The sequence below is a fragment of the Microbispora sp. NBRC 16548 genome (genome assembly GCF_030268985.1).
Classification (GTDB): Bacteria; Actinomycetota; Actinomycetes; order Streptosporangiales; family Streptosporangiaceae; genus Microbispora; species Microbispora catharanthi.
In genome coordinates this window covers 418,786-434,426 of record NZ_BSSF01000005.1, presented here as the reverse complement: position 1 = coordinate 434,426, position 15,641 = coordinate 418,786, and the positions used below count along the sequence as shown (strand labels likewise).

Here is a 15,641-nt window from a genome sequence, read left to right as displayed (position 1 = left end):
CAGGCCAATCCGTGGGGAGTGTGGGTCTGGTGCCTTCACAAGGGCACCACATAGACATGAATGGTTCAATAAAGCGAACTTTTCGCTTTTCACAAGCCTGGGTAATGGCAGATGCGAGCCCTGGTCATGACGCGGATCCGCACCCGTGATCCGGTCCGCTCCGGGAGGGCTTGGCATGCGGCGACAACGCCGTTGTCGTCGCCGCTTGTACGCGATCGAGTGCGCGACGTTCCGGTACGGGCGGGGGTGGGAAAGCGCCTACCCTTGTAGTGCGATGACTGCGACCACACAGACTGTGACGACGACACAGGGCGCCGAAGGCGTGACGACGACACAGGGCGCCGAAGGCGCGACGACGACACAGGGCGCCGAGCGGACCTATGAGGTGCGGACCTACGGCTGCCAGATGAACGTGCACGACTCCGAGCGGCTGTCCGGGCTGCTGGAGGACGCGGGATACGTCCGCGCGGCAGAAGGGGACACGCCGGACGTCGTCGTGTTCAACACCTGCGCCGTACGCGAGAACGCCGACAACCGGCTCTACGGCAACCTGGGCCACCTGCGGCCGATCAAGATGGCCCGCAAGGGTATGCAGATCGCGGTCGGCGGGTGCCTGGCGCAGAAGGACCAGGGCGAGATCGTCCGCCGGGCCCCCTGGGTGGACGTGGTCTTCGGTACCCACAACATCGGGTCGCTGCCGGTGCTGCTGGAGCGGGCCCGGATCGCCGAAGAGGCCCAGGTCGAGATCAAGGAGTCCCTGGAGACCTTCCCCTCCACGCTGCCGAGCCGCCGCGAATCGGCCTACGCGGCCTGGGTGGCGATCTCGGTCGGGTGCAACAACACGTGCACGTTCTGCATCGTGCCGTCCCTGCGCGGCAAGGAGAAGGACCGCCGTCCCGGCGACATCCTCAGCGAGGTGCGCACCCTGGTCGACCAGGGCGTCCTGGAGATCACCCTGCTGGGCCAGAACGTCAACACCTACGGCGTGGAGTTCGGCGACCGGCTGGCGTTCGGCAAGCTGCTGCGGGCCTGCGGGGACGTCGAGGGCCTCGAGCGGGTCCGCTTCACCTCGCCGCACCCGGCCGCCTTCACCGACGACGTGATCGCCGCCATGGCCGAGACGCCGAACGTGATGCACCAGTTGCACATGCCGCTGCAGTCCGGCTCCGACCGCATCCTCAAGGCCATGCGCCGGTCGTACCGGTCCGAGCGCTACCTCGGGATCATCGAGCGGGTCCGGGCCGCCATGCCGGACGCCGCGATCTCGACCGACATCATCGTGGGCTTCCCCGGCGAGACCGAGGAGGACTTCCAGCAGACCCTCGAGGTCGTGCGGCAGTCGCGCTTCGCCAACGCGTTCACGTTCCAGTACTCCATCCGCCCCGGCACCCCGGCCGCGACCATGGAGGACCAGGTGCCCAAGGCCGTCGTCCAGGAGCGGTACGAGCGCCTGGTCGCCCTCCAGGAGGAGATCTCCTGGGAGGAGAACAAGAAGCAGGTCGGGCGCACTCTGGAGGTGCTGGTCGCCGAGGGCGAGGGCCGCAAGGACGACGCCACCCACCGCCTGTCCGGCCGGGCCGCCGACAACCGCCTCGTCCACCTCGCCGCGTCCGATGTCGCCGCCGGCGCCCGTCCGGGCGACATGGTCACGGTCGAGGTGACCTACGCCGCGCCGCACCACCTGGTGGCCGACAAGGTCCTGTCCGTGCGGCGGACCCGCGCGGGCGACGCGTGGGAGGCGCGGCAGGCCGCTCCGCAGCGGGGCAGCGCGGTCAGCCTGGGGATGCCCACCATCGGCCGTCCCGCTCCGCTGCCCGCGGAGCCGTCCGCCTGCTCGGCCGTCTGACGCGCCGAGTCCGGCGGCGGCCGGGTCACCGGCCGAGGCGGCTCAGGACCTCGTAGCAGTAGGCGCGCCGCAGGTCGTCGTCGAACCGCAGGCAGGGGTCCTGGATCCGGGTGTGCGTCACGCCGTCCGCGTCCTTGGCCGCTGTGTTCCCGGCGGCTGCGTTCTCGGCTCTGTTCTCGGTGGTGGTGTTTTGCGCCGCCGGGTCGCCGGTCGCAGAGGTCCGTACGGCCGGCTTCGAGGCGTCCAGCGGAGCGACGCGGGCGGGCCGGGGCCGGTGCGTCTCCCTCGTCCCGGCGCGATCTGCCGTGCCGGTGGAGTCGCTTCCGCCGCTCCGGGACGACGAGACGGGCGAGGGCGGCCGGGACCGGGAGGAGGGGCCCGCCGTCCGGTCAGGGCGCCTGGACGGCCGCGACGCTCCGGTCTCGTGACCGGGCGGCAGCGCACCGCCTCGACGTGCCGGCCGCTCTCGTTCCGGCTGTTCTCTCTGCGATTGTCCGCTTTCTGCGCTTTCCGGGTCGTCTCGCGTCGCCGTTTCCTCCGTCTCCTCCCGGTGCTCAGCCGCGCGTTCCGGTTCCGTTTCCGGCCGCTCGGATCCGGGTTTCCGCGGGGCGGTCGCCGGTGAGAAGAAGGGGCCGGCGGCGGGAAATCCCGGCGCCGGACGTGCCGGTGAGGCCGCAGTGCCCAAATCGGCGGCCACCGGCCGGGCGGCGGAGGGCGCCGGATCCCGCGCGGGCAGGACGGCCAGGACGACGCCGAGCCCGGCGATCGCGGTCACGCCGATCACGCCCGTCAGGGCGAGGACGGGATGGCCGTCGCGCCGGTGCCGTGGGGTGGGGGAGAAATCCGGCAAGGTCGTTTTCTTCCATGCGGCGGTCGGTTGTTTCCGATTTCTCAGTCTGCCCGCCGCGGGCGAATTCCAGCGGTGGTTCCGTCGATTTCCGGGAACTCCAAATACGCCGCCCGGCCATTATTGAGAGAAATATCCTGAATGATGGTGAATATTGACTGAGCCGCTTATACCAGGTGAAAGGCCGCGCATGACGGTGCTTCCGTCGGAGCGCGGCAGGGCCCGATCGCCGGACACGTCCTAGCATCGGCGGTGTGTCCGTTCGTGAACTGGTCGTCCTCGGCACCTCGAGCGCGGTGCCCACCCGTCACCGCAACCACAACGGTTACCTGCTCCGCTGGGACGGCGAGGGGTTCCTGTTCGATCCGGGAGAGGGCACCCAGCGGCAGATGCTGCACGCAGGGGTGAGCGCGCACGACATCACCTGGATCTGCGTCACCCACTTCCACGGCGACCACTGCCTGGGGGTGCCCGGCGTGGTCCAGCGCATCGCCAGGGACAAGGTGAACCACGAGGTGCGGGCGGCCTACCCCGCGAGCGGCGAGACGTACTGGCGCAGGCTGCGCAACGCGTCAGCCTTCGCCGACACCGACGTGATCGCGCCCCGGCCGGTCTCCGGCGAGGTGGTCCGGTGGCCCTCGGGACCCGTGACGCTGACCGCGCGGCCGCTGTCGCACCCCGTCCAGTCGTACGGCTATCGCCTGGACGAGCCGGACGGGCGCCGCATGCTGCCCGGGGAACTGGCCAGGCGGGGCGTGCGCGGGCCGATGATCGGGGAGCTCCAGAGGCACGGCTCGCTGACGATGCCGGACGGCTCCACGGTCACGCTGGACGAGTGCAGCGCCCCCAAGCCGGGACAGAGCGCGGCCTTCGTGATGGACACCCGGGTGTGCGACGGGGCGTTCGCCCTGGCCGACGGCGTCGACCTGCTGGTGATCGAGTCGACGTTCCTGTCGGACGAGAGCGCGATGGCCGCGCAGTACGGGCACCTGACGGCGGCCCAGGCGGGTCAGATCGCGGCCGCCTGCGGGGTGCGGCGGCTGGTGCTCACGCACTTCTCCGAGCGGTACACGACGGCGGACGAGCCGCGCTTCGTGGACGAGGTGCGCAAGTCCTACGCGGGGGACGTCGTGACGGCCCGCGACCTCATGCGCGTCCCCGTGCCGAAGCGCGCGGACTACCAGGCCCAGCGGGCGGCGAAGTAGCCCACGCCGTAGGGCGCGTCGTCGTACAGCAGCTCGGAGGCGGCCGGCGGGGGCGCCTCCTGCGCCGCGCCGCCGAGGACCTGGAAGGCCGCCCGGCCCGCCGCCCACAGCTCCCGCGCCTCGTCCGGGTCGAGGCCGAGCAGACGCCCGGCGTCGCCCGAGGCGAGCGCGCCGGCGAGCATCTCGTCGTACGGCACGGCGTCGGGATGGATGTAACCCGGTGCCTTCTCGGTGCGCCTGGCCGAGCCGTCGCCCATGACCAGCAGCGCCACCCGCCGCGCCGACTCCGCCAGACGGCGGCCGAGCGCGGCGCACTCGGCGGGCGGCGCGTCGAATCCGACCGCCTCGAACCGCAGCGCGGGCAGGCCGTCCCCGGACGCGTGCGCCCGCTCCAGCAGCCAGCGGCCGATCGTCAGCGACAGGGGCAGGACGAGATCCCCCGGGCCGACCCGGACGTCGGGGCCCCACGGGCGCAGCGTCCCCGCGGCGTCCCCGGGGAAGGACGCGGTGACCTCCGCGCCGCCGGCCACGGCCAGCACGTCGGGGCGGGCGTCCAGGAGCGGGCCGACCGCCGCGGCGCAGGCCGCGCGCAGGTCGTCGAGTTCGGGCGCGGCGGCCCCGGCGACCTGTGGGACGAGCAGCGGAGGATGCGGGCAGACGGCAGCGGCGACCAGCACCCGATCACCCTACCCCGCCCGGCCACGCGCAGAATGGGACGTATGGACAGCAGCACGGTGGCGTTCGCGACCGTACCGACCAGGCTGGGCGACGTGCTCGCCGCCGTCACCGAGGACGGGGTCGCCGCGACGCATTTCCAGGACGGCCCCCTGCTCAGGGAGCGCATCGCCGATCGCCTCGGGATGGCCGTCGCCGACGACCCGGACCGTACGGCCGCCGCCGGGGAGGAGCTGGCGGCGTACTTCCGGGGCGAGCTGAAGGAGTTCCGCGTGCCGGTGGACTGGCGGCTCATGTCGCCGCTGCAGCGGCAGGTCCTCGGCACGTTGTTCGCCACCGTCCCGTACGGCGAGGTCGTGACGTACGGGGAGCTGGCGGCGCGGAGCGGCACGGGGGTCCCGGCGCGGGCCATCGGCTCGATCATGGGCGCCAACCCGATCCCGATCATCGTTCCGTGCCACCGGGTCGTCGCGAGCAACGGGCTCGGCGGCTTCAGCGGCGGCGAGGGAGTGGAGTCCAAGCGGTGGCTGCTCACCCTCGAAGGCCACCTGCCTCCCACCCTCGACTGGGACATCTGACCTCCTCGCCGCTGGGACACTGGAGGGTGTGGGGCAGCTACCTGTGATCGCCGTCGTGGGCGCGACCGCGGCGGGAAAGTCCGACCTGGCCGTCGAGCTCGCGCTCCGCCTGGGCGGCGAGGTGATCAACACCGACTCCATGCAGCTCTACGAGGGCATGGACATCGGCACGGCCAAGCTGACCCAGGGGGAGCGGCGCGGCGTCCCCCACCACCTGCTGGACATCTGGCCGGTGACGCGGACCGCCAGCGTGGCCGAGTATCAACGCCTCGTCCGCCCCCTGATCGAGGACCTGCGCTCCCGTGGCCGGGTGCCCGTGCTGGCGGGCGGCTCCGGGCTCTACGTGCGCGCCGCGATCGACGATCTGGAGTTCCCGGGGACCGACCCGGACGTGCGCGCCCGGCTGGAGAAGGAGCTCGCCGCGACCGGCCCGGCGCCCCTGTACGAGCGGCTCAAGGGCCTCGACCCGGTGGCGGCGGAGAACATCCTGCCGAGCAACGGCCGCAGGATCGTCCGCGCGCTGGAGGTCATCGAGCTGTCCGGGCGGCCGTTCTCGGCCACGATGCCGTCGTACGACGCGGTCTACGACAGCGTGCAGATCGGCGTCGAGGTGCCGCGGCCGGTCCTCGACGAGCGGATCGGGCGCCGGGTCGACCTCATGTGGGAAGCAGGGCTGGTGGACGAGGTGCGCGCGCTCGCCGCGCGCGGCCTGGCCGAGGGCAGGACCGCCGGCCGGGCGCTCGGGTACGCGCAGGTGCTGCGCTTCCTCTCCGGGGAGTGGTCCGAGGATCAGGCGCGGGAGGAGACGGTGCGGGCCACCCGCAGGTTCGCCCGGCGGCAGGAGTCGTGGTTCCGCCGCGACCCCCGGGTGGTCTGGCTGCCGTTCGACGCGCCCGACCTGGCCGACCGCGCGATCGCCGTGATCACCGGCGCCTCCTAGACTGCTGCCATGCGGTTTGTGAAGGGCCACGGCACCGAGAACGACTTCGTCATCCTGCCGGACGCCGACGCCACGCTGGATCTGTCCGCGGCGGACGTCGTCGCGCTCTGCGACCGGCGCGCGGGCATCGGCGCCGACGGGGTGCTGCGCGTCGTGCGCGCCAAGCTCTGCCCCGAGGCGGCCGGGCAGGCCGGCGAGGCGGAGTGGTTCATGGACTACCGCAACGCGGACGGCGGCATCCCCGAGATGTGCGGCAACGGCGTCCGGGTCTTCGCCCGCTACCTGGTGGACGCGGGCCTCGCTGCGCCCGGCGAGTTCGCCGTCGCCACCCGCGGGGGCCTCAAGCGCGTACGGCTCGGGGTGACGGGCGACGTGACCGTGGACATGGGCAGGCCGCGGGTGCTGGGGAACAGCCTCGCGGTCGTCAACGGGCGCGAGTGCCGTGGCGTGAACGTGAACATGGGCAACCCCCACCTGGCGTGCGCCGTAGAGGAGCCGGTGGCCGGGTTCGACCTCGGCCGCGAGCCGGACTTCGACCGCGCGGACTACCCGGAGGGCGTCAACGTCGAGATCTTCAACGCCGTGGGCGACCACAAGGTGACCATGCGGGTGCACGAGCGGGGCTCGGGGGAGACGCGCTCGTGCGGCACCGGGGCGGTCGCGACGGCCGTCGCCGCCGCCCACGCCGCCGGGGAGACCACCGGCACCTGGGAAATCCGGGTGCTCGGCGGCACGGTCACCGTCACGCTGGAGGAGGACACGAGCTACCTGTCGGGGCCGGCCGTCCTCGTCGCCTCGGGGGAGTGGCCCGCCGTCCTCTGATCGTTTCAGGACTTGCAGAATCTTGTTCTGATGCGCCACCCTGGGTCTGGAGATTAGACCGAGGAGGGCGTATGGACCCGCGTGACGCGGTGGTGGAGACGAAGGCGGCCATCGGGGCCCTCGGCGGGGGCTTCATGATCTCCCGGGAGGTCAAGACGCTGTGCGAGCGCCACGGCCTCGGTCCACGGGAGATGTACTTCCGGGGCAGGTGCGGCGTCCTCGGCGAGGTGGACGCCGACGTCGTGCTCGCGGCGGTCGTCTTCTTCCCGGCCCGGCACGTCCGCGAGTCGTGGGAGGGCGGGCGCAAGCTCCCGGCCGAGGAGGCCGCCGCGCTCTACGCCGGCGCCTGCCACGACTGGGGACGGCGCAGGCTCGCCGGGCTCGGGAACGCCGACCGGCTGGCGGAGCTGCTCGCCGCCGTCGCCGACGGCGCCGACCCGTTCTGCGCGCCGCTGTTCGCCGGATGGCGGGCCATGCCGCGGCCCGGCGGCGGGCCCGCCCTGGCGGCCCACCTGCTGCACGTCGTGCGGGAACTGCGCGGCGCCCGGCACGCGACGGCCGTGGTGGCGCACGGACTCGGCCCGCTGGATGCAACCCTCGTGGGCGCGGACAACACCGGGACCCCGATCCCGTACGACCGCACCTCCGACGTCGCCCGCTTCCTCGCCTGGCCCGAGCCCTACCCGGAGCCGTCGGCGGAGGCGGCGGAGCGCAGGGCCGGAGCGGAGGAGCTGACCGACGACCTCGTCGCCCGCGCGTACGCGGCGCTCGGCCCGGCGGAGCTCGCCGAGCTCTCCGCCATCCTCCGGGAGGCGTCCCAGGCGGCCCTGGCGCGCTGACGCGCCGGTGAGCCGAAGGCCGCGTTCGTTTGGGTCATGGTCGGCGACCTGGCAGACTGACTGCTCATGGACGTGGACATCTGGGCCTGGGTCGGTGGCACCCAGCGTGAACTGCACGAGGCGGGCAACACGGGGCTGGCCATGGCGCTGGGTGACGTGCCCGCGCAGGCGCTGGAGGGCCGTTTCACCCAGCTCGACGTCGTGGCGCCGGCGATCGCGCAGCACGCCGAGACGCTGGAGAAGCCGTGGCTGGAGTTCTTCGCGCGCTACTGGCATCTGCTCGGCCGGGTGGGCGACCGGGCGATCGGCGCGGCCGCGCTTGACGACGCCGTCGCGCTGGCGGACTTCGCCCAGCGTGACGACGTCCGCGACTGTCCCGCCGCCCCCGGCGCCGTGGAGGTCCTGGCGATGGCCCAGGCCAACGCCGACGGTCCCGGCTACGCCGAGGCCCGGCTGGCCGCCCTCGGCGCGGCCCTCGACGGCGTCGGCCCGGACTCCCTCGCCTTCTCCGGCCTGGCCACGCAGTACGTCGCCGCGCTGATCGACGCGGGCCAGGCGGCCGAGGCCGTCGCGTACGCCGAGGCGGCGGTCGAGCGCCTGCGCGGCGAGGGGCGCGAGGCGAGCTGGGAGCTGGGCGCCGCCTCGGCGCGGGCGCTGCTCGCCGCCGGACGCCCGGACGACGCCCTGGCCGCGCTCGACGCCTCGACCGGTTTCAAGCCGGACGACCCGGTCGCGAAGGGCCGCCGCGAGACCCTGCTCAGGTCGCAGGTGCTGGCCACTCTCGGCCGCGTGCAGGAGGCCGTGGACGCGCTGCCCGACCTCGACGTGGTGGGCGACCACGCGCGTGAATGGGTGGAGTGGGCGCGCACCGTCCGGATGCTCACCGAAGGCATCGCCAACACCTGGCAGCTCGGCCGCATCCTGCGTCAGTGGATCGCCTACTTCGAGAGCGTGGGCGGCCACCGCGCCAGGTTCGAGCTGGCGCTGACGGCCGGGCACCTGGCGATCGTCCGGCAGGGCCTGTGGCAGGCCCGCCTGCTGGCCGACTACGCCGAGGCCGCGATCGCCGACCTCCGCGTCACCGAGGGACTCGCCGAGCGGGTGGCCGAGCTGCGCGCCGCGGCCGACGCCGCCAAGGAGCTTCCGCCGCCCGGCCCCCGCGACGAGCTGGTGGCCTACTTCGACGCCGCCGACGGCCGCACGGCCGACCCCGAGCGGTGGGTGGGCTGGCTGTGGCCGCTGTCCGGCACCGACCTCGAGGCGACCCGGCGGCACACCACGACGCTCGGGTTCCTCGGTTACGCCCCGGTGGGCGCCGACGTCTACTGGAAGACGATCGTCGAGGACGGCGACCCGGCCGCCGCCGGCGACGAGGACATCTCCTACCTCACCGGCCTGCTCATCGAGGCCGGGCAGGACGAGCGGGTGGAGACCCTGGCGGCCCGGCTGCCGGAGACCCGTTCGCACCTCGCGCTCGCCCGGCTCCACCGCGCGCGCGAGCGCTGGGAGCAGACGGCGGCCGAGGCCGAGCAGGCGGTGGCCCATGAGGGCGGGCTGGAGGCGCGCCGCCTGTGGTCGGGCGCCGTCCAGCAGCTCGGCGACAACGTCAAGGCGGCCGAGATCCTCAAGCCCCTGCTCGACTCCGGCGAGGGCGAGGAGGAGGACGTCTGGCGGATCATCGTCCTGTCCACCGCCGTGGAGGACTGGGCGACCGTCCGCGCCGCGGGCGCCAAGCTGGGCATGCCGATCGAGCCGGGCGAGGGCCCGATCGAGGAGGAGTGGCACCTGGTCCGGGTGATCCTCCCCGCCCCCGACGGCAGCCAGCGGGAGGTGCTCGCCGTACGGACCGGCCCGGCCACCGCGCGCCTGGCGATCCCGCAGCCGCGCGGCATGGAGTACAACGCGGGCGACGTCGTCGTGATCGACCCCCGGCCGCTTGAGCCGATCCCCGAGAACGAGCAGGAGCGGGAGAGCTTCGTCATCCCGTTCGCCGGGGTGACGATGCTGCGCCCGGGCGGCTACACGAGCTGGTTCTTCGACGGCGCGGCGCCGTCGGAGGACGAGTGGGCCGAGTTCAACGAGGTCCTCGCCGAGCGCGGCTGGCCGATGTGGGTCTACAGCGACGAGAACTACCGCGTCACCCACCCGGCCACCGGCGAGCAGCTTCCCGGCGTGTTCGGCTGGATCGCGATCCCGCCCGCCGTGCGGCCGGCGGAGCTGGACGCCGTTCTCGACGACGTCACCGAGCAGTGGTCGCACCCGCTGGCGTGGCTCGACCTCGCCCGTGAGGTCGGCATCGAGGCCGAGCGGCACGAGCGGATCTCCAAGGAGTACGGCCTCTGATCCGCCCGCCCGCCACCCTGGCAAAACGTCCCTCTAGAGTCGGGTTCGATTCTTGAGCGAGGAGGCGGCGTGATCCTGGACCGGTTCCGTCTTGACGGCAGGGTGGCCATCGTGACGGGGGCCTCGTCGGGGCTCGGCGTCGCCTTCGCCAGGGGCCTGGCGGAGGCGGGCGCCGACGTGGCGATCGGGGCCCGCCGTCCCGAAGGGCTGGAGCGGACCCGGCGGCTGGTCGAGGAGACCGGCCGCCGATGCCTGGCGGTCCCGACCGACGTGTCGGTTCCCGAGGAGTGCCAGGCCCTCGTCGACGCGGCCATGGGCGAGTTCGGCCGCGTCGACGTGCTGATCAACAACGCGGGCGTCGGCACGGCCGTGCCCGCCCTGCGGGAGACGCCCGGCGAGTTCCGCCGCGTGCTCGACGTCAACCTGAACGGCACCTATTGGATGGCCCAGGCCTGCGCCCGGGTCATGCGGCCGGGATCGTCCATCGTCAACATCGGCAGCGTGCTCGGCGAGACCACGGCCGGGCTGCCGCAGGCGGCCTACAGCGCGTCGAAGGCCGCCGTCGTCGGCCTGACCCGCGACCTCGCCCAGCAGTGGACCTCGCGCCGGGGCATCCGGGTCAACTGCCTGGAGCCGGGCTTCTTCGACTCGGAGATGACCGCGCAGTATCCCGACGGCTACCTCGACCGCATGCGGGAGCAGCGGGTCCTGATGAAGCGCTCGGGTGACCCGGAGGAACTCGTCGCCGCCGCCGTCTTCCTCGCCTCCGACGCCGGTTCGTACGTCACCGGGGCGGTGCTCCCGGTCGACGGAGGCATTCTCGCCACCTGAGCCCGGCCCGGGTGCCACCTCGCCGGGGCGGGCCCTCACGCCGCGCCGCCGCGCCCTCACTGCCCGGTAAAGCCCGTGGGGCAAAAGATCACCGGACGATCACGATATGGAGATTAGGTGGCATTTTTCACCATATGAGGGGCAGCAGGGCCCTAGCCTCAGACCTGTTGTCAAAACAGGATCCGTGTTGCGCGTAGCGCAACGCCTGTGCGTGTGCCCTGAGGAGTCGTTGGCCCCCCGCTCTTCATTCACGGCGTGCGAGCGGCAGCCCTCGCGCCGTGCTTTGGCGTTTCCGGGCGTCCACGCCGCCTCGCGGGCGAGCGCCAAGTGAGGGGAATCAGAGTGGGCACAGCCGCGATCGAGGTTCGCGGGCTCTGGAAGATCTTCGGTCCCAAGGCCGACCGGATCATCGGCAGCCCCGACGCCGAGCTTGAGCCCGCGCAACTGCGGGCGAAGACGGGGTGCACCGCCGCCGTCAGGGACGTCAGCTTCGAGGTACGCCCGGGCGAGGTCTTCGTCGTCATGGGCCTGTCGGGCAGCGGCAAGTCGACGCTCGTGCGCTGTCTCACCCGGCTGATCGAGCCGACGGCGGGCGAGCTGCGCATCGACGGTCAGGACGTGCGCGCCATGTCGGCCAGGCAGCTGCGGGAGCTTCGCCGTCACCGGGTGAGCATGGTCTTCCAGCACTTCGGGCTGCTGCCGCACCGGAAGGTCGTGGACAACGTCGGCTACGGCCTGGAGATCCAGGGCGTCGGAAAGACCGAGCGGCACGAGAAGGCCCGGCGCATCCTGTCGCTGGTCGGGCTGGAGGGCCACGAGGACTCCTATCCCGAGCAGCTGTCGGGCGGCATGCAGCAGCGGGTGGGGCTGGCCCGGGCGCTCGCCGTCGACCCCGAGGTGCTGCTGTTCGACGAGCCGTTCAGCGCGCTCGACCCGCTGATCCGCCGTGATATGCAGGCCGAGGTCATCCGGCTGCACCGCGAGGTCGGCAAGACCATGGTCTTCATCACCCACGACCTGTCCGAGGCGCTCAAGCTCGGCGAGCGCATCGCGATCATGCGGGCGGGCGCGATCGTGCAGCTGGGCACCCCCGAGGAACTGGTCGGGGCGCCCGCCGACGACTACGTGGCCGACTTCGTGCGGGACGTTCCGAGGGCGCAGGTGCTGTCGCTGCGCTGGATCTCCCGCGCCCCCGAGCCTGACGAGCCGCTCGACGGTCCCGAACTTCCCGCCGACACCGTGATCCACGACGCGGTCCCGGCCGCGATGGCGTCCGACCGGCCCATCCGGGTCGTCGCCGACGGCGAACTGGTCGGCGTGGTGAGCCGCGTCGACCTCCTCGGCGCGGTGCGGCCCGAGACCGAATCCGTAGTCGTCTCCGCCCCCGCCGAAAAGCCCGCCGACGAGTCCGACGAGTCCGACGAGTCCGCAGAGGAAGCCGCCGAGGAGCCGGCCGAGGAAGCCGCCGACGAGTCCGCAGAGGAAGCCGCCGAGGAACCCGCCGGCTCGGAGGAGTCCGGAGGCGACGAGCCCGTCGCCCCCGGCGGGGCAGGCGAGGACGCCCCCGCCGTCGAGGCCGTTCAGGACAAGCCGTCCGGTGAGGACGTTCACCAGGAACCGTCCGGCGAGGACGTTCAGGAGGAGCAGCCGGCGCGGGACGAGGGCGGCACCTCCGCGACCGCCAAGGCGAGGACTCGTGGGGGCGCGGCGGTCGCCTCCGCCGGCGCGCCCGGGGAGGCGTAGATGGTGAGCGCGCCTGTTCAGGTGGCGCCGCCCGTGCAGGCCCCGGCGCGGGTCCGGCGCCTGCCGCGGTGGGTCGCGCCGGTCGCCGGGGTCGTCGCCGTGGTGGCCCTCTACGCGGCCTTCCGCGGCAAGGCCACGCTGCCGCACGACGATGACGCCGGCCTGTTCCACTGGCTCAACGACGCCCGCGACTGGGTCGACGCCAACCGCAACAGCAGCCCGATCTTCCTGTACGTCGTCAACTACCTCCGCCTGGGTGCGGCGGAGGTCTTCGCGCTGATCCAGGGTGCCCTGGTGGCGCTGGGGTGGCCCGGGCTCGTCGGCCTGGCCGCCGGCCTCGGCTGGCTCGCGGGCGGCTGGCGGATCGCGCTCGTCTCGCTCGCGGGCTTCGCCGGCCTCGGCGTGCTCGGGTTCTGGGAGGCGAGCGTCGAGACGCTCGCGCTGACGCTGTCCGCGGTGGTGCTGTCGCTGCTGTTCGGCATCCCGCTGGGGATCTGGGCCGGCCGCTCGCCCCGCGTCCGCCGGATCGTGACGCCGGTGCTCGACGTCATGCAGATCATGCCGACGTTCTCGTACCTGTCGCCGATGGTGCTGCTGTTCCTCATCGGGTCGGCGTCGTCGACGGTCGCGACGATGATCTACGCGATGCCGCCGGCGATCAGGATCACCGCGCTGGCCATCGAGCGGGTCTCCGGCGTGACGGTGGAGGCGTCGGAGTCGCTGGGCGCCACCCGCTGGCAGACGCTGCGCAAGGTCCGCCTGCCGCTGGCGCTCAACACGATCATGCTGGGCGTCAACCAGACGATCGCCGCGGCTCTGTCGATGGTGCCGTTGACGGCGTTGATCGCGGCGCCGGGTCTTGGCGAGGACCTGCTCCGCGCGCTCGCCCGGGTCAACGTGGGCGCCGCGCTGGTGCCCGGCGTCGCGATCGTGCTGATCGCCATCGTGCTCGACCGCATGACGCGGGCGGCGGCGCAGCGGCGCGAGGGTGGGAGCCGGGCGAGGATCGTCCGCTGGGGTGGTTTCGCCGTCCTCACGGCCGCCGGGCTCGCCCTGACCCCCGTGCTGGCGCAGGAGTTCCCCGAGCAGTGGCAGGTGCAGATCGTCCGGCCGATCAACGACGTGGCCGACTGGATCGAGGCGCACTGGTACACCTTCACCGGCTTCCTCAACGACACCGTCGCGTACGGCCTGCTCAACCCGCTGCAGGACGTGCTGACCAGCGCTCCCTGGTGGCTGGTCACGGCGGCGGTGCTGGCGTTCGCCTGGCGGGTGAGCGGCGCGGGCCCGGCCCTGGTCGCCGCCGCCTGCCTCCTGGGCGTCGCCGCGCTCGGCCTGTGGGAGCACGGCATGGAGACGCTGACGATGGTGCTGGTCGGCTCGTTGATCACGATCGCGGTCGGGCTCGTGCTCGGCGCGGCGGCGGCGCGGTTGCGGTGGTTCGCCGCCGTGCTGCGGCCGCTCCTCGACGCCGCGCAGACGATGCCGTCGTTCTCCTACCTGCTGCCCGCCGTTGCCCTGTTCGGCAACGGCCGCTTCACCGCGATCGTGGCCGCGTTCATCTACGCGGTGCCGGTGGTCGCGCGCCTGGTCGAGGACGGCCTGCGGGCGGTCCCCGCGACCGTGATGGAGGCGGCGAAGTCCGCCGGTTCCACCGACCGGCAGCTGCTGTGGAAGGTCCAGCTCCCGATGGCCCGCGGCTCGCTGCTCCTGGCGGCGAACCAGGGCATCGTCATGACGCTGGCGATGGTGGTGATCGGCGCGCTGGTCGGTGCGGGGGCCCTCGGATACGACGTCGTGGCCGGGTTCGCGCAGCAGGAGGACTACGGCAAGGGCCTCGCGGCCGGCGTCGCCCTGGTCCTCCTCGGAGTCATGCTCGACCGGATCACGCAAGGCGCCAACGGGCGCCGCTCTCCCCACAAGAAGAGGAACGCATGAAGAAGTTACGCCTAATCGCAGGGGTTCTCGTTCTCGGCCTCAGTGCGGCCGCCTGCGGAGGCGCCAAGGTCGAGGACGACTCCGCGGCCGCGCCGAGCGCGAGCGCGGCGGGCTCCGCGGGCGCGTCCGCGGCGGGCACGGTCAAGATGGCCATCAACGGCTGGGTCGGCTACGAGGCCAGCGCCGCCGTGGTGTCCTACCTGATGGAGCACGAGCTCGGCTACAAGGTCGAGAAGGTGACGCTCGCCGAGGAACCGTCCTGGCAGGGCATGGAGTCGGGCGACGTCGACGTCATCATCGAGAACTGGGGCCACCCGGACCTCAAGAAGAAGTACATCGAGGAGAAGAACGTCGCCGTCGAGGCGGGCAGCACCGGCAACAAGGGCGTCATCGGCTGGTACGTGCCCGAGTGGATGGTGCAGAAGTACCCCGACATCACCGACTACAAGAACCTGAACAAGTACGCCGACCTGTTCAAGACCTCCGAGTCGGACGGCAAGGGCCAGATGCTGGACGGCGACCCGTCCTTCGTCACCAACGACGAGGCGCTGGTCAAGAACCTGAAGCTCGACTACAAGGTGGTCTACGCGGGCAGCGAGGCCGCGCTGATCAAGGCCGCCAAGCAGGCGACCGAGCAGAAGAAGCCGCTGCTCATGTACTTCTACGAGCCGCAGTGGCTGTTCAACCAGGTCAAGCTGGTGAAGGTCAACCTCCCCGCGTACACGGAGGGCTGTGACAGCGACCCCAAGAAGGTCGACTGCGACTACCCGCCGTACGACCTCGACAAGATCGTGAGCAAGAAGTTCGCCGACACCGGCGGCAAGGCGTACGAGCTGGTCAAGGCCTTCCAGTGGACGAACGACGACCAGAACGCGGTCGCCGACGACATCACCAACAACGGCATGTCGGCCGAGGACGCGGCCAAGAAGTGGGTGGAGGCCAACACCGCCAAGTGGCAGGCCTGGATGCCCAAGTGATCCGGGTCGTGTCCCCCGTGCGCCCGTCAGGGCGTTGAGCACTCGTCGGCCGCGATC

12 protein-coding genes and 1 pseudogene are annotated in these 15,641 nt (G+C 72.4%); 12 read left to right on the top strand and 1 reads right to left on the bottom strand.

Translation table 11 applies throughout. From position 1 onward, the window contains the following. Positions 1 to 385: 385 nt before the first annotated feature. The 3 genes from miaB to QSK36_RS16300 all read left to right on the top strand — a co-directional run bounded on the left by miaB (position 386) and on the right by QSK36_RS16300 (position 3,898). The gene (gene miaB / locus QSK36_RS16310) at positions 386 to 1,846 is read left to right on the top strand and encodes a tRNA (N6-isopentenyl adenosine(37)-C2)-methylthiotransferase MiaB (protein ID WP_285783091.1); all 1,461 of its coding nucleotides are present in this window, start codon (positions 386 to 388) and stop codon (positions 1,844 to 1,846) included. Between the two features lie 179 nt (positions 1,847 to 2,025). Beyond that, positions 2,026 to 2,274, top strand: coding sequence for a hypothetical protein (locus QSK36_RS16305; RefSeq protein ID WP_285782976.1), 249 nt, complete (start codon positions 2,026 to 2,028; stop codon positions 2,272 to 2,274). Between the two features lie 673 nt (positions 2,275 to 2,947). Next, the gene (locus QSK36_RS16300; protein WP_183538851.1) at positions 2,948 to 3,898 is read left to right on the top strand and encodes a ribonuclease Z; all 951 of its coding nucleotides are present in this window, start codon (positions 2,948 to 2,950) and stop codon (positions 3,896 to 3,898) included. Here QSK36_RS16300 and QSK36_RS16295 read toward each other — a convergent pair. Then, entirely contained in the window at positions 3,871 to 4,575 is a 705-nt protein-coding gene (locus QSK36_RS16295; RefSeq protein ID WP_285782975.1) for a class III extradiol dioxygenase subunit B-like domain-containing protein, read from the bottom strand. The two genes, QSK36_RS16300 and QSK36_RS16295, sit on opposite strands and share 28 nt — an antisense overlap. Positions 4,576 to 4,617: 42 nt before the next feature. Here QSK36_RS16295 and QSK36_RS16290 point away from each other — a divergent pair, with 42 nt between their 5' ends. The 9 genes and pseudogenes from QSK36_RS16290 (at position 4,618) to QSK36_RS16250 (ending at position 15,584) form a co-directional block, all read left to right on the top strand. Further along, positions 4,618 to 5,151: a methylated-DNA--[protein]-cysteine S-methyltransferase gene (locus tag QSK36_RS16290; RefSeq protein WP_183538855.1), complete on the top strand. Its 534-nt coding sequence runs from the start codon at positions 4,618 to 4,620 to the stop codon at positions 5,149 to 5,151. Positions 5,152 to 5,179: 28 nt separating this feature from the next. After that, a complete protein-coding gene (miaA, locus tag QSK36_RS16285) occupies positions 5,180 to 6,091 on the top strand; it encodes a tRNA (adenosine(37)-N6)-dimethylallyltransferase MiaA (RefSeq protein WP_285782974.1) in 912 nt (303 codons plus the stop codon). Between the two features lie 9 nt (positions 6,092 to 6,100). Beyond that, positions 6,101 to 6,913: a diaminopimelate epimerase gene (dapF, locus tag QSK36_RS16280; RefSeq protein WP_285782973.1), complete on the top strand. Its 813-nt coding sequence runs from the start codon at positions 6,101 to 6,103 to the stop codon at positions 6,911 to 6,913. A gap of 71 nt (positions 6,914 to 6,984) precedes the next feature. Further along, positions 6,985 to 7,752: an SCO6745 family protein gene (locus tag QSK36_RS16275; protein WP_285782972.1), complete on the top strand. Its 768-nt coding sequence runs from the start codon at positions 6,985 to 6,987 to the stop codon at positions 7,750 to 7,752. Positions 7,753 to 7,818: 66 nt separating this feature from the next. Next, positions 7,819 to 10,095, top strand: a complete 2,277-nt coding sequence (locus QSK36_RS16270; protein WP_285782971.1) for a tetratricopeptide repeat protein — start codon at positions 7,819 to 7,821, stop codon at positions 10,093 to 10,095. A gap of 69 nt (positions 10,096 to 10,164) precedes the next feature. Beyond that, positions 10,165 to 10,926 carry an SDR family NAD(P)-dependent oxidoreductase gene (locus QSK36_RS16265; RefSeq protein ID WP_285782970.1) on the top strand — a complete coding sequence of 254 codons (762 nt, stop codon included), beginning with the start codon at positions 10,165 to 10,167 and terminating at the stop codon, positions 10,924 to 10,926. A 327-nt stretch (positions 10,927 to 11,253) separates the two neighbouring features. Beyond that, positions 11,254 to 12,276 (top strand): annotated as a pseudogene (locus tag QSK36_RS16260) (quaternary amine ABC transporter ATP-binding protein); the annotation flags it as partial. Between the two features lie 393 nt (positions 12,277 to 12,669). Continuing rightward, on the top strand, positions 12,670 to 14,607 hold the full coding sequence (locus QSK36_RS16255) for an ABC transporter permease (protein WP_285782968.1): 1,938 nt from the start codon (positions 12,670 to 12,672) through the stop codon (positions 14,605 to 14,607). Next, positions 14,604 to 15,584 carry an ABC transporter substrate-binding protein gene (locus QSK36_RS16250; protein WP_183538866.1) on the top strand — a complete coding sequence of 327 codons (981 nt, stop codon included), beginning with the start codon at positions 14,604 to 14,606 and terminating at the stop codon, positions 15,582 to 15,584. The genes QSK36_RS16255 and QSK36_RS16250 overlap by 4 nt, the downstream gene beginning before the upstream one ends. Positions 15,585 to 15,641 lie beyond the last annotated feature (57 nt).